Below are 13,368 nucleotides of genomic sequence, written 5' to 3'. Positions count from 1 at the left end.
TTATACCGCCTTGGTGACGGTCAGCCCCAGACGCTTCAGCGACAGAGCCAGCGCGTCGGCGAGATTGGCTTTGGTGACGACGCCTTGCAGATCGAGGCCCAGATGGACAATGGTCTGAGCAATTTGCGGACGTACACCGCTGATGATGCAATCAGCACCCATCAAGCGAATGGCGGTGACCGTTTTCAGCAAGTGCTGCGCAACCAGTGTGTCCACGGTTGGCACGCCGGTGATGTCAATGATGGCGATTTCCGAACCCGTGTCGACGATGCGCTGCAACAGCGACTCCATCACCACTTGGGTACGCTGGGAGTCAAGGGTGCCGATCATCGGCAAGGCAAGCACGCCGTCCCACAGCTTGACCACTGGAGTCGACAGCTCCAGCAATTCTTCCTGCTGGCGCTTGATCACGTTTTCACGGGATTTCTGGAACGTGCGGATGGTGTGCATGGCCAACGCATCCAGCAACTCGGACAGCTCCAGCAACTGCTCGGCGTACAGCGTCGGATCAGCCTGATATTCACGCTGGATCAAGGCAAACAACGGGCCTTTGAGCGCAAAGACAAAACTTGCAGTCTGCTGCGAATCCTGGCCCACCGAAGCACGGCTCTGGGAAAGCTTTTCGAGGAATTGACGAATCTCGTCCCAGTCACTGCCAGCCAGAGATTGATGACGCCCCTTCTCCGCGACTGAAACCACGAGACTCAGGAACTCCGCCATCTGTTGTTTCAGATCATCGATCTTGAGGTTGCGAGTGGCACCGTTAGCTTCCAGCGCCGCCAGCCATTCAGCTGACAGTTCTGGCTGGGAGGTCTTGATTGCGTCAACGGTTTTTTGCTGCACTGCTGCCATCTTGTTTGAACTCCTGAACAATGCCGGCAAACCTGATTATCCAGGAATGCAATAACGAGTATGAATATGGGCCGACTGGCCTCTTTATGCGGCGATTCTCTACCATTCACCTTTAAATGCAAGCAGCCTCTGCTGGCACATTGCTAATAGCTTTTCGTCAAGCGTTATAGCGGCCAGTTTTTTCATCAAAACCACTCTGAATGCGACTTTTTCGACGGGCGTTACACCCATTCGACCTGATTAATGCTGCATGCCTAACCGACTGACTCAAAGACGCTGACGATGTGATCGATGACAGCCCTCACCCGTGCGGTATGTCGCAAGTCTTCATGAGTCACCAACCAGACGTCGTACGTTTGCTGCCGCTGCCGATCCGGCCAAAGCCGGGTCAGCCCGTCACGCTCGCCCAGACACACCGGGATTTCGCCAATGCCGATCCCGGCAGCAATCGAGCGACGCATCATCAGTCCGGAATTAACCGTCGCCACCAGACGCCCTTCACCGACCGGCTCGGAAACGATAGTCGCTTCACGGCTACTGTCCAGATAGGGCTGAAACATGATCAGGTCATGACCGGCAAATGCCGAACCCGGTTCAGGCTCGCCATGGCGTTGCGCATACTCCGCCGACGCATACAGCCCTACCGGCCAACGGGCAATACAGCGAGCGATCAAATCCGGATTTTCTGGTTTGACGTTTCTGACGGCTATATCGGCTTCACGCCGGGAAAGACTAAGCATTTGTATGGATGCATCGAGCCGGACTTTCACGTCCGGGTGTGTTTGATGCAGATGAGCGATGGCAGGAATCAGAAAATCGACGGCCAGCGAATCGGTGGAGGTGATGCGCACCTCTCCTTTGAGTCGATCATCCAGCCCTTGAATCTGCCGTTGCAGGTCCAGCGCCGAGCGCTCCATCTTTTCCGCCGACTTGAACGCAGCCTCCCCTGCAACCGTCAGCACGTAGCCCTCGGAGGTGCGTAGAAACACCTTGGTGCCCAAGGCATTTTCAAGGGCCGCGATCCGGCGACCTACCGTTGCCTGATCTACATTCAGCAATCGCGCCGCACCGCGCAATGTGGACTTTCGACAGACCGCCAGAAAAATTCGCGTGTCATCCCAGTTCAACGGCCACCCACCTGATGCATTTATGCATCTCACCAAAGACAATTAACTGCAAGATTGCATCAATCATCGTCGCTACCATGGACCCATGCCAAGCACTTTGTAGTGCTCACTTTGATTCCGTGATTCTGTGGGGAAGGACATTCCGCCATGCACACCACTACTGACACCTTTGCACCCCGGCGCAACAACGTCTGGCTGCACATACTTGCAGGCCTCAGCGCGAGCCTTGTGAGCATCGGCCTCGCGCGATTCGCCTATACGCCACTAATTCCATCACTGATCGAGGCGCACTGGTTTTCTGCGTCGGATGTGATTTACCTGAGCGCGGCAAACCTGATCGGCTATCTGATTGGCGCCCTCACCGGCCGCCCCATCGCGGCCCGACTGTCCAACGCGCACTCGCTGCGTTTGATGATGCTGATCGCCACCGCGTCGTTTTTTGCCTGTGCCTGGCCGTTGTCGGTCGCCTGGTTTTTCAGTTGGCGTCTGCTGTCCGGTATCGCAGGGGGCGCGATCATTGTCGTGGTGGCTGCAACCGTGATTCCTCACGTACCGGTCGCCCGTAGAGGGCTGGCCAGTGGTGCAATCTTTATCGGGGTGGGCTTGGGCATAGCAGGTTCAGGGACGCTGGTGCCGTTCCTGCTGTCGCTAGGCTTGCGAGATGCCTGGATTGGCCTGGGTCTGGCCTCCCTCGTGCTCACCGCAGCGAGCTGGTTTTGCTGGCCATCGGCAAGCGCTACTGCCGCCGTGTCTGCCTCTGCCGAAGCAACTCATCAGCCACTTAACAGCCGCATGAACCCAGGCATATACCTGCTGTTTGGCCAATACGCATTGATGGCGATCGGTCTGGTGCCGACGATGGTGTTTCTGGTGGATTACGTGACCCGCGGCCTTGGCCTGAGCGCCCATGCGGGTGCCGTGATCTGGGTCATGTACGGGGTCGGCGCAATTCTGGGCCCGGTGATGTACGGCTTTCTGGCTGACCGCCTGGGTGCCCGTACCTCGATCCGCCTGGTGCTCGCGGTACAAGCCGTGACTGTAGCGTTGCTGTGCACCACCAGTAACTTCGCGCTGCTGGCCTTGCTGGCAATCATCATCGGCTCGTTTCCACCGGGTATTGTCCCGCTGGCTCTGGGCAGGATTCACGAACTGGTCCCTCGCCACGAACAGCAGCAAGTGGCCTGGAGCCGTGCCACGGTTTCCTTCGCGACGTTTCAGGCGTTGAGCGGTTATGGGTACTCAGTGATCTTCAACGCCAATGGCGGGCATCACGTGATGCTGTTTGTGATAGCTGCGCTGGCGATTGCTGTGGCGTTGGTGGCTGATTTTATTGCTGCGTTGATCATTCGAAAGTAAATACCGCCCCTGTTGGAGCGAGGCTTGCCCGCGAAGAATGAATGCACAGTGTATCTGATACACCGTGGCAACCTATTCGCGGGCAAGCCTCGCTCCAACGGTTAAGAGTATTTAAATTAAAGAGTTGTGGCCTTCAAAACGCTTTTATCGCCTGCCGCTGCTCCCCAAGCCCTTCCACGCCCAGAGTTACCACATCCCCCGGTTTAAGAAACAATGGCTCAGGTTTATGACCCAATCCCACGCCTGCCGGGGTGCCAGTGCTAATCAAGTCGCCAGGTTCCAGCTCGATGAACTGCGACACGTAGCTGACGACCGTCGCCACATCAAATACCTGATTGGCCGTGTTGCCGTCTTGCTGGCGTTTGCCATTGACCTCCAGCCACAACGCCAGCTTGCCAGGATCAGCCACTTCGTCAGCCGTCACCAGCCATGGGCCAACGGGGGCAAACCCCGGAAAACTCTTGCCTTTGGTCCACTGCCCGCCACGCTCCAGCTGGTAACTGCGCTCGGATAAGTCATTGACTACGCAATAACCCGCGACATGCTTCAAGGCATCGGCCTTGTCGATGTACAGCCCCTGGGTGCCGATCACGATGCCCAGTTCAACTTCCCAATCAGTCTTCACCGAGCCAATCGGCAAGCGAATGTCGTCGTTGGGACCAGTGGGATGGCAAGCCTTGAGGAACATCACCGGTTCGGCAGGAATCGGCAGATTGGTTTCGGCGGCATGGTCGGTGTAATTAAGGCCGATGCAGATCACCCGCCCGCCTTTACTGATCGGTGGCCCCATACGCACATCACCCGCAACCAGCGGCAGCGTCGAGCAATCGATGGCACTCAGACGCGACAGGCTCTCGATGGAAAGCGCATTGCTGTTGATGTCATCAACATGCGCCGACAGATCACGAATGCCACCGTTGGAGTCAATGACGCCAGGCTTTTCAGCACCGGGTAGACCGTAGCGAACCAGCTTCATGGGGTTATTCCTTGTCAGTAAATGAGCGGGGGCATCATGGCATAACCTCGGCAATCTATTGAAATATCGCTCTCCCGGCTAAAGCCGCTTTTACTGGTCTCTATGTTGGTCAGCAAACACTGTTCCAGTGGGAGCGAACTCATTCGCGAAGAGGCCGGTACATCCACAGCCTATGCGTAACCTGAAATACCGCCTTCCCGAATGAATTCGGTCCTACCGGGTTATGCGTCTTGCCCAGGTCACCGGTAGGAGCGAACTTGTTCGCGAAGGGGCCGGGACATCCACAGCCTATGCGTAACCTGAAATACCGCCTTCCCGAATGAATTCGGTCCTACCGGGTTCTGCGTCTTGCCCAGGTCACCGGTAGGAGCGAATTTATTCGCGAAGGGGCCGGTACATTCACAGCCGATGTGCTGCCTGAAACACCGCCTTCCCGAATAAATTCGGTCCTACCGGGTTATGCGTCTTGCCCAGGTCGCCGGTAGGAGCGAACTTGTTCGCGAAGAGGCCGGTACATCCACAGCCTATGCGCACCTGAAATACCGCCCTCCCGAATGAATTCGGTCCTACCGGGTTCTGCGTCTTGCCCAGGTCACCGGTAGGAGCGAATTTATTCGCGAAGGGGGCGGTACATTCACAGCCGATGTGCTGCCTGAAACACCGCCTTCCCGAATAAATTCGGTCCTACCGGGTTCTGCGTCTTGCCCAGGTCACCGGTAGGAGCGAACTTGTTCGCGAAGAGGCCGGTACATTCACAGCCGATGTGCTGCCTGAAACACCGCCTTTCCGAATGAATTCGGTCCTACCGGGTTCTACGTCTTGCCCAGGTCACCGGTAGGAGCGAACTTGTTCGCGAAGAGGCCGGGACATCCACAGCCTATGCGTAAACTGAAATGCCGCCTTCCCGAATGAATTCGGTCCTACCGGGTTATGCGTCTTGCCCAGGTCGCCGGTAGGAGCGAACTTGTTCGCGAAGGGGCCGGGACATCCACAGCCTATGCGTAAACTGAAATGCCGCCTTCCCGAATGAATTCGGTCCTACCGGGTTTTGCATCTTGCCCAGGTCACCGGCAGGAGCGAACTTGTTCGCGAAGGGGCCGGGACACCCACAGCCTATACGTAACCTGAAATACCGCCCTCCCGAATGAATTCGGTCCTACCGGGTTATGCGTCTTGCTCAGGTCACCGGTAGGAGCGAACTTGTTCGCGAAGAGGCCGGTACATCCACAGCCTATGCGTAACCTGAAACACCGCCTTACCGAATGAATTCGGTCCCACAGAATCGAGGCGACCTGAAGGTATAAGCAAAAACGGCGCCCTACTCAAGGCAGGGCGCCGTTCTTTGAGTCTCAGAACTTACTTCGCAGTCAGTGCCGAGTAGCTGTTCATCAGGTTGCGGTAGTTGGGAATGCGTGGCGAGAGCAGATTGGCCAGGCCTTCCATATCGTTACGCCAGTCAACCTGAAGCTCGCACGCCACGGAGAACCAGTTGACCAGTTGCGCACCGGCAGCGGTCATGCGGGCCCAGGCGGCCTGTTGCACGGTTTCGTTGAAGGTGCCCGATGCGTCGGTCACGACGAACACTTCAAACCCTTCAGCCAGTGCAGACAACGTCGGGAATGCGACGCACACGTCAGTCACGACACCAGCGATGATCAGTTGCTTACGGCCGGTTGCCTTGACCGCTTTGACGAAGTCTTCATTGTCCCAGGCATTGATCTGGCCGGGACGCGGGATGTATGGCGCGTCCGGGAACAGCTCCTTCAGCTCGGGCACCATCGGGCCGTTCGGACCGTTTTCGAAGCTGGTGGTCAGAATCGTCGGCAGTTTGAAGAACTTCGCCAGATCCGCCAGCGCCAGCACGTTGTTCTTGAACTCGTTAGGCTGAAAATCCTGCACCAGCGAAATCAGACCGGTCTGGTGATCCACCAGCAGCACAACCGCGTCGTCTTTGTTCAAGCGTTTCCAGGGGGTAGCAGTACTCATGGGGTAACTCCTTCAGGTTTTCAGAGTAACGTCATCGCCGTGATGGCAGATGATCAGAATGCGAAACATGAACAGCCGAACGCGCCCCAGAAACCCTGGAAATCGCTGACCGGTACGCTGGACATACGTGCGCGCTCATGGCTGTGGGAATGCACGACGCAAGGGCCGCTGCACTGGTGAATCTGAGCCACTAACGGCGAATTCGGACGCCAGTGACCCGGCACCTTGACCACCGGCGACCAGTCCGGCAGCACCGGCACCTGCGGTGGCGCGAGCTTCTCGAAATCACCGCTGCCGTACACCACCTTGCCGTCCACCACGGTCAGCACCGACTCGATCCACTTGATCGACTCTTCATCGACGCTGAAGTAGTCCGCGGACAGGGCCACCAAGTCAGCCAGTTGGCCGACTTTGATCATGCCCTTCTTGCCCTGCTCGGATGAGAACCAGGCGCTGCCGTGGGTGAACAACTCCAGCGCGGTGTCACGAGACAATCCTTCCGGGTACAACTCGAGACCACCCACCGTGCGACCGCTGACCATCCAGTACAGCGAAGTCCACGGGTTGTAGCTGGAAACCCGGGTCGCATCGGTCCCGGCGCCCACCGGCACACCCTCGGCCAGCATGCGTTTGATCGGCGGCGTGTATTCGGCAGCCTTTGCGCCGTAGCGCTCGACGAAGTATTCGCCTTGAAAGGCCATACGGTCCTGAATCGCGATGCCGCCATTCAAGGCGCGAACCCGCTCGATGTTTTTCGGGCTGATGGTTTCGCAGTGGTCGAAGAACCACGGCAGGTTGTTGAACGGAATCTCGCGATTGACTTTCTCGAACACGTCGAGCATTCGCGAGATGGACTCGTCATAAGTCGCGTGCAACCGGAACGGCCAGCGATGTTCGACCAGGTGGCGCACCACCGGCTCCAGATCCTGCTCCATGCCTGCGGGCAAGTCTGGACGCGGTTCGAGGAAGTCCTCGAAGTCCGCCGCGGAAAAAGCGAGCATTTCACCCGCGCCGTTGTGGCGCAGGAAGTCATCGCCCTGATGCAACTTGACCGAACTGGTCCAGTTCTTGAAATCGGCCAGCTCTTCTTTCGGCTTCTGGGTGAACAGGTTGTAGGCGATACGCACGGTGAGGTGCTTCTCACGGGCCAACTGCTCAATCACCGCGTAGTCATCCGGGTAGTTCTGGAAACCACCGCCCGCGTCGATGGCACTGGTCACACCCAGCCGGTTCAGTTCTCGCATGAACTGACGCGTCGAGTTGACCTGATACTCCAGCGGCAGCTTCGGCCCCTTGGCCAGCGTCGAGTAGAGAATCATCGCGTTGGGCTTGGCCACCAGCATGCCGGTCGGATCGCCATTGGAATCGCGGACAATTTCGCCACCGGGCGGGTTCGGCGTGTTGCGGGTGTACCCGGCGACACGCAGCGCGGCGCGGTTGAGCAAGGCACGGTCGTACAAGTGCAGAACGAACACCGGGGTATCCGGAGCCGCCTGATTGAGTTCTTCCAACGTCGGCATGCGTTTTTCAGCGAACTGGAATTCGTTCCAGCCACCTACGACCCTCACCCACTGCGGCGTCGGAGTGCGATCGGCCTGGTCCTTGAGCATGCGTAATGCATCAGCCAGTGACGGCACGCCTTCCCAGCGCAGTTCGAGGTTGTAGTTCAGGCCGCCACGAATCAAGTGCAGGTGAGAGTCGTTGAGACCCGGGATCACCGTGCGCTTTTGCAGGTCGATGACCTGGGTCGCACTGCCACGCAGCGCCATGACTTCTGCATCGGTGCCCACTGCCACAAAGCGTCCGCCGCTGATGGCGACCGCGCTGGCCTTTGGTTTTTCACGGTCGACAGTATGCAGTTGGCCGTTGTAGAGAATCAGTTCGACGTTCATCGCGGTTCCTTCGACAGATTTTTGAGAGGCACCGGCATAGCCAGCGAAGGGAAAAGACGGAAGGATGGCCGCCGCGGCACTGAGCAACGTGCCTTTGGCCAAAAAGCGGCGGCGTTCCTGATCGGTGTCCTTGTCGTCATTGCTCATGGCGTCACTCCACGGAGGGCTGTTTCTGCGCGGCATTCAGCCAGGGCGAGAAGAGCCGGGTTGCGGCAGGCATCATCACGTAACAGACCAGCAGGACGATGGTGACCGTGACCAAAGCGGTACTCACCACGTAGTTGGCGAGCAGCGGACTCAAGGCGAACACCGGCCCCCAGAGCAGAGGAATGAGCAGTGTCAGCGGGCAAATGACCAGAAACGTCACACACGCCTGCTTCCAGCGCGGCGGCTGCGGTGCGGAAGCCTCGGAGGCAGGCGTGAACCAGAATTCGTTATGGGGATTAACTTCGGTCTGGTCGCCGTCGGCGAGCATTGGGCGGGCCTCCTCAACCAACTGGCTGCGCTGCTCCGAATCCAGCCAGCGCTGCATGGCGTCAGTAGAGTGAAAGCGCAGAACACAGGTGAACAGATGCAGCCCACCCGACTTGCTGCGGATCACATCCACGCCCAAGTGCCCCGGATAGCTGCCCGCAATACCTACGATGCGCCTTAGCCAGGCTTCGTAATCCGCTTCCATACCGGCGCGGATGCGGTGCTTGATCACCAGCGTCACAACTTCATTGAATGGCGGCTGGTTGACCACCACCGCTTCGTCGATCAAGGGGTTTGAATCAGACATAACGCACCGCTCCGTTGAAACGTGTGTTGAGCGCGAGCCTTCCCGGCCCTGCAATCAAAACAGTTGTAAAAATGATCAACAGCAACCAGCCAAACTGGCCCTGCTCCAGCGTCCATTCCGGGTGAACGGCAAGCAGTGCGACCAGCAACAGAAACAGAATGGGCAGGCATGCAAGGCGCACGAAGATCCCTGCAGCAATCAGAAGCGGGCACAGGACTTCAGCAAAGATTGCAAGGGTCAGTGTCAACTGCGCGCCCAGGTGAAACGGGTCTTCGATGAGCGTCAGTTGATGGTTGAAATCGAGGAGTTTTGGCAGGCCATGAACGACCAGAAGAAAAGCCGCGGCGCTTAGCCTGAGGAACAGCAGACCGAGATCGCGGACCCGGTCTTCAAGGGATAGGTTTTCAACTGTCGAATGATTCATCACGCACCCACGAAATTGGGAATGGCCAGGACAGGGAATCTCCGTGTACTGGTCAACTCTGGATTCGATAGTGCAGCGTTGAAGCGACGGGTAATTGAATGCTTGTGCTTTCATGGATCAGCCGTGCGCAAAAGCACAGCTGGTTTTTTTCGACAGCCGTAAACCCAGGACTAGCGCCGCACCTTGTGCGACCAGACCAAGCTCGGCTTCATCACACAAATGCAAATTAATGGGTTGAAATGCATTTTTCTGTAGGAGCTGCCGAAGGCTGCGAAGCATTTCTCCTGATACACCGCGATCGCAGCCTTCGGCAGCTCCTACAGGTCTAATGTTTGCTTCGCGACAGCGCGGTGTCAGAGCACAGAGCTATCTCCTATCAAACTAAATGTATGCACTGAATTGAAATCCATTCTGTAGGAGCGCACGAGCACCGCGATGCAGCGATGGCGGTCTGTCTGATGCACCGCCATCGCGGCCTCGCGGTGCTCGTGCGCTCCTACAGGTCCACCGTTTGGCGCGAGACAGTGCGGTGTGATGGACACTGGGACACCTCAAATCACTTCAGGCGTCTTGGCCATGTGCTGACTGATGCGCGAACGGAGCCAGCGCTCGGCGGGGTCGTTGTCATGCACCCCGCTCCAGACCATCGACAACTCGGCAGCAACAATCGGAAACGGCGGATCATCTGCGCGCAGCGTGCAACCTTCCACCAGCGCACAGGCCGCGTAATCAGGCACGGTTGCGATCAATTCAGTACCCGCCAGCAACGCCCGCAGGCCATTGAATTGCGGTACACCGAGCACGACTTTGCGGGTCCGCCCGACTTTGGCCAAATCCAGATCGATATTGCCGGACAAGTCGCCAGAGAACGACACCATCGCATGCGGCCGCGCGCAATAATCATCAAGGGTTAACGCGCCCGGGCGAGAATCGCCACGCAACACCTTGCAGTGAATATCACGCAGCTTTTTGCGTTTGGCGTTGGCCGGTAGATCGGTGGTGTAGCTGACACCTACCGAGATTTCACCTGAAGCCAGCAGCGCTGGCATCAATAGATAGTTGGCGCGGCGAACCACCACGATGATGCCCGGCGCCTCTTCCCGCAATTGATGAAGCAAAGGGGGCAACAGGCCAAACTCGGCGTCATCAGACAGGCCTATACGGAACACATCGCAGCTGGTGGCGGGGTCGAAATCCTTGGCCCGGCTGACCGCGCCAGAGATGGTATCCAGCGCAGGCTGAATTTCCTTGAGGATGTCCAGCGCCCTTGCCGTCGGCTCCATACCGCGACCGCTGCGCAGCAGCAATGGATCGTCGAACAGGTCGCGCAATCGCGACAGAGCAGCGCTGACGGCAGGCTGACCCATGAACAGTTTTTCAGCGACCCGGGTCAGGTTGCGCTCGAACATCAGCGCCTCAAAGATCACCAGCAAGTTGAGGTCGACTCGGCGCAGATCATTGCGATTCATGGGGAAGGTCCGACAATAAAGGAATGAAAAGGCCGCGAGGCTCGTCTGCGGGTCAAGTAAGCACTGTTCTTGATGGGCTGCCTTGTATTTTTGTGCGGTTGATTGCCTCTCATAGCAAACATCGGACCCTGCAGGTGTGCACGAGCACCGCCAGGTCCCGAGTTTGCCGCAAGACAGCGCGATAGTTTGCGCACGCCTGATCAATCCCGTACCGCCCTCACCTGTCAGCCTGACTGCCTAACTGACAAAAGGGCCAACTCATGCAAAACCGTCTTACGCTGGCTGCCGCTCTGGCACTTGTCGGTGCCTCGCAAGCGATGAAAGCCAGCGCAGAAGATCAGGGTTTTCTGGAAGACACGACCCTGAACCTGCTGTCGCGCAATTTCTTCCTGCATAACGACTACCGCACCGGCCACAACGGACAAAGCTATCGCCAGGAATGGGCACAGGGGTTTATCGCCAACCTGAAATCAGGCTTTACTCAGGGAGACCTCGGCATCGGTATAGATGCTCACGCTTTTTATGGCCTGAAACTGGATGGTGGACGCCGCCATGCAGGCGCCGGCCTGCTGCCGCTGGACAGCCAAGGCCGCGCCGATAATGAGTACTCCAGCGCAGGCGCTGCGCTCAAGCTGCGCTATTCGAAAACCGTCCTCAAATTCGGCGAAATGGAAGTTGAAACACCGGTTTTCGATACCGCCGACAAGCGCCTGCAACCGGAATACGCCAGCGGATTTTTTCTCGACAATCAGGAAATCGAAGGCGTTCGACTGGTAGCCGGACACTTCACCGCATTCAAGAACCAGAACGCCTCCAGCAGCCATGACGATTTCGATGGCTACGGTGCAAGCACCCGTAACGCCAGCATCAGCCTGGCGGGTATCGAGCTTTCCGGCGACGGGCCGTTAGGGGGGTCGGTTTATGCATCGCAGCTGTCCGACACCTGGCATCAGTACTACGGCAATCTGCATCTGAACCAGCAGCTTTCAGCTGACAGCTCTCTGCTGCTCGACAGCAATCTGTATCGAACCCTGGACTACGGCAGCGCCAAGGCCGGCTCGATTAAAAACACAGCCTTCAGCCTGTCCGCGAAATACCGCCTCGGCAGCCAGGCGTTTACGCTCTCCTGGCAGAAAATCGACGGCGACACGCCTTTCGACTTCGTCGGCGGTGACTCCATTTACCTGGCCAACTCCATAAAGTACGCAGACTTCAACGGCGCTCAGGAGCAATCCTGGCAAGCGCGATATGACTTTGACTTCAATACAATGGGACTCCCCGGGCTGAAGCTCATGGCCCGATACGTCACCGGCGACCGGATTGATGGCACTCACGCTGTTCAAGGCGGGGCATACAACCCGTTCGACAGCGATACAGGACGCTATCAGCCCATTCAGGGTAAAGATGGTCGGCACTGGGAGCGCGACATTGACCTCAAATACATTGTGCAATCAGGTCCCGCCAAAGACCTGTCACTGAACGTGTCGCATGTTTCTCATCGAGGTAATACCGCGCAGGCTGGCGACGATATCGACCGGTTGTATCTGGTCGTCGAATACCCGCTGGATCTTCTCAAGTAGTCAACCTGCACGACGAGCTTCGGTAGACAGAGAACGTCTCCAGCTGAACGGCGTTTGCCCTACAACCCGGGTAAACACCCGGGTGAAATGCGACTGATCGGCAAAACCGCAATCGAGGCTGATGCGCGAAATCGAAATGCTGGTCTCGGTCAGCAACCCCTTGGCCTTGTCCAGGCGAACCTGCAGGAACCAGTCACGGGGCGAAAAGCCGGTGTTCTTCTTGAACGCCCGAGAGAAATGGCTGCGTGACAACGAGCATTCGGTGGCGATCTGGGCAATGGACAGCCCGCGATCCATATGGCTGGACATCATCTCTTTGGCGCGACGCTCCTGCCACGGCGACAACGCGACTTTCTCGCAACGCTTGGGCACCACGGCTTCAGGTGTTTCAAAGCGGGTAGACAAATGCGAGCAGAGCACCAGCATCGCGCGCTCTACCGAATCGTCATGATCAGTCTGACGATCACGCAAGGCAGGCAACAGCGAGCAAATCAACCGGTAAGCCAAAGGGTCAATGCCCGGTGTTGTAACGCTGCGCTCCAGCAATTGCAGATTCGCTTCACGTGTGTCGCCAACCGATGCGGACTTCATCAGTTCTTCTACAGCGGACGACAAGGTGTCGAAAGATGGAACCTGAGTGACGCCGGCTTGATCGACATCAAGCGTGGACAAAGGGCTGAACGCATTCATTACAGACTCTCCTGCTCAGAGGTGTATGGCAGGCATTGAGTCTGGTGATGGTGGTCCTTAAAGTCCTTTGCAAAACATTAAACGTTCTGAAGCGCAGGTTAATCAGCGCAGCAGTCAACATCCGGTTCTCAGGCAGGTTAAAGACGTTTCAGGTAACGCCGAGGAGTTGAACAAGGATCTTCTGGAGTTCGACAGGGGTTGATCGCCCGTCTTTGTTGGAGCGAGGCTTGCCCGC

General features: G+C 57.5%; 11 protein-coding genes. 2 read left to right on the top strand and 9 right to left on the bottom strand.

All coding sequences use genetic code 11. From position 1 onward, the window contains the following. Complete coding sequence (locus AO242_RS11215; protein WP_099268733.1) at positions 1-852, bottom strand: STAS domain-containing protein; 852 nt, start codon at positions 850-852, stop codon at positions 1-3. A gap of 254 nt (positions 853-1,106) precedes the next feature. Further along, positions 1,107-1,979, bottom strand: a complete 873-nt coding sequence (locus tag AO242_RS11210) for a LysR family transcriptional regulator (RefSeq protein WP_099268732.1) — start codon at positions 1,977-1,979, stop codon at positions 1,107-1,109. Between the two features lie 147 nt (positions 1,980-2,126). Here AO242_RS11210 and AO242_RS11205 point away from each other — a divergent pair, with 147 nt between their 5' ends. Further along, complete coding sequence (locus AO242_RS11205) at positions 2,127-3,335, top strand: YbfB/YjiJ family MFS transporter (RefSeq protein ID WP_099268731.1); 1,209 nt, start codon at positions 2,127-2,129, stop codon at positions 3,333-3,335. Between the two features lie 133 nt (positions 3,336-3,468). Here the strand turns inward: AO242_RS11205 and AO242_RS11200 are convergent, their stop codons facing one another. From AO242_RS11200 to AO242_RS11175, 6 genes are all read right to left on the bottom strand, one after another. After that, positions 3,469-4,311, bottom strand: coding sequence for a fumarylacetoacetate hydrolase family protein (locus AO242_RS11200; protein WP_099268730.1), 843 nt, complete (start codon positions 4,309-4,311; stop codon positions 3,469-3,471). Between the two features lie 1,356 nt (positions 4,312-5,667). After that, on the bottom strand, positions 5,668-6,297 hold the full coding sequence (gene ycaC / locus AO242_RS11195; protein ID WP_027900462.1) for an isochorismate family cysteine hydrolase YcaC: 630 nt from the start codon (positions 6,295-6,297) through the stop codon (positions 5,668-5,670). Between the two features lie 53 nt (positions 6,298-6,350). After that, complete coding sequence (locus AO242_RS11190; RefSeq protein WP_099268951.1) at positions 6,351-8,189, bottom strand: amidohydrolase; 1,839 nt, start codon at positions 8,187-8,189, stop codon at positions 6,351-6,353. Positions 8,190-8,340: 151 nt separating this feature from the next. Next, positions 8,341-8,970, bottom strand: a complete 630-nt coding sequence (locus AO242_RS11185) for an antibiotic biosynthesis monooxygenase (RefSeq protein ID WP_099268729.1) — start codon at positions 8,968-8,970, stop codon at positions 8,341-8,343. Further along, positions 8,963-9,394, bottom strand: coding sequence for a DoxX family protein (locus AO242_RS11180; RefSeq protein WP_099268728.1), 432 nt, complete (start codon positions 9,392-9,394; stop codon positions 8,963-8,965). Before AO242_RS11180 ends, AO242_RS11185 begins: the two co-directional genes overlap by 8 nt. Before the next feature lie 551 nt (positions 9,395-9,945). Continuing rightward, on the bottom strand, positions 9,946-10,863 hold the full coding sequence (locus tag AO242_RS11175) for a LysR family transcriptional regulator (RefSeq protein ID WP_099268727.1): 918 nt from the start codon (positions 10,861-10,863) through the stop codon (positions 9,946-9,948). A 260-nt stretch (positions 10,864-11,123) separates the two neighbouring features. Between AO242_RS11175 and AO242_RS11170 the strand changes: the two genes are divergently transcribed. Then, positions 11,124-12,443: an OprD family porin gene (locus tag AO242_RS11170; RefSeq protein WP_099268726.1), complete on the top strand. Its 1,320-nt coding sequence runs from the start codon at positions 11,124-11,126 to the stop codon at positions 12,441-12,443. Here the strand turns inward: AO242_RS11170 and AO242_RS29675 are convergent, their stop codons facing one another. Next, the gene (locus AO242_RS29675) at positions 12,444-13,133 is read right to left on the bottom strand and encodes a helix-turn-helix domain-containing protein (RefSeq protein ID WP_257153416.1); all 690 of its coding nucleotides are present in this window, start codon (positions 13,131-13,133) and stop codon (positions 12,444-12,446) included. Between the last annotated feature and the right edge of the window lie 235 nt (positions 13,134-13,368).

Origin of the sequence: Pseudomonas sp. ICMP 561 (assembly GCF_002699985.1) — a bacterium.
In the GTDB taxonomy this organism is placed as follows: domain Bacteria; phylum Pseudomonadota; class Gammaproteobacteria; order Pseudomonadales; family Pseudomonadaceae; genus Aquipseudomonas; species Aquipseudomonas quasicaspiana.
The sequence above is the reverse complement of the archived record's forward strand: the minus strand, read 5'-3'. Positions and strand labels throughout refer to the sequence as shown.

What these genes read in the sequence shown, in the direction of transcription:
- AO242_RS11205 (WP_099268731.1), top strand. Translation starts at nt 2,127, where the DNA reads ATGCACACCACTACTGACACCTTTGCACCCCGGCGCAACAACGTCTGG.
- AO242_RS11170 (WP_099268726.1), top strand. Translation starts at nt 11,124, where the DNA reads ATGCAAAACCGTCTTACGCTGGCTGCCGCTCTGGCACTTGTCGGTGCC.
- AO242_RS11175 (WP_099268727.1), bottom strand. Translation starts at nt 10,863, where the DNA reads ATGAATCGCAATGATCTGCGCCGAGTCGACCTCAACTTGCTGGTGATC.
- AO242_RS29675 (WP_257153416.1), bottom strand. Translation starts at nt 13,133, where the DNA reads ATGAATGCGTTCAGCCCTTTGTCCACGCTTGATGTCGATCAAGCCGGC.
- AO242_RS11215 (WP_099268733.1), bottom strand. Translation starts at nt 852, where the DNA reads ATGGCAGCAGTGCAGCAAAAAACCGTTGACGCAATCAAGACCTCCCAG.
- AO242_RS11200 (WP_099268730.1), bottom strand. Translation starts at nt 4,311, where the DNA reads ATGAAGCTGGTTCGCTACGGTCTACCCGGTGCTGAAAAGCCTGGCGTC.
- AO242_RS11180 (WP_099268728.1), bottom strand. Translation starts at nt 9,394, where the DNA reads ATGAATCATTCGACAGTTGAAAACCTATCCCTTGAAGACCGGGTCCGC.
- ycaC (WP_027900462.1), bottom strand. Translation starts at nt 6,297, where the DNA reads ATGAGTACTGCTACCCCCTGGAAACGCTTGAACAAAGACGACGCGGTT.
- AO242_RS11190 (WP_099268951.1), bottom strand. Translation starts at nt 8,189, where the DNA reads ATGAACGTCGAACTGATTCTCTACAACGGCCAACTGCATACTGTCGAC.
- AO242_RS11185 (WP_099268729.1), bottom strand. Translation starts at nt 8,970, where the DNA reads ATGTCTGATTCAAACCCCTTGATCGACGAAGCGGTGGTGGTCAACCAG.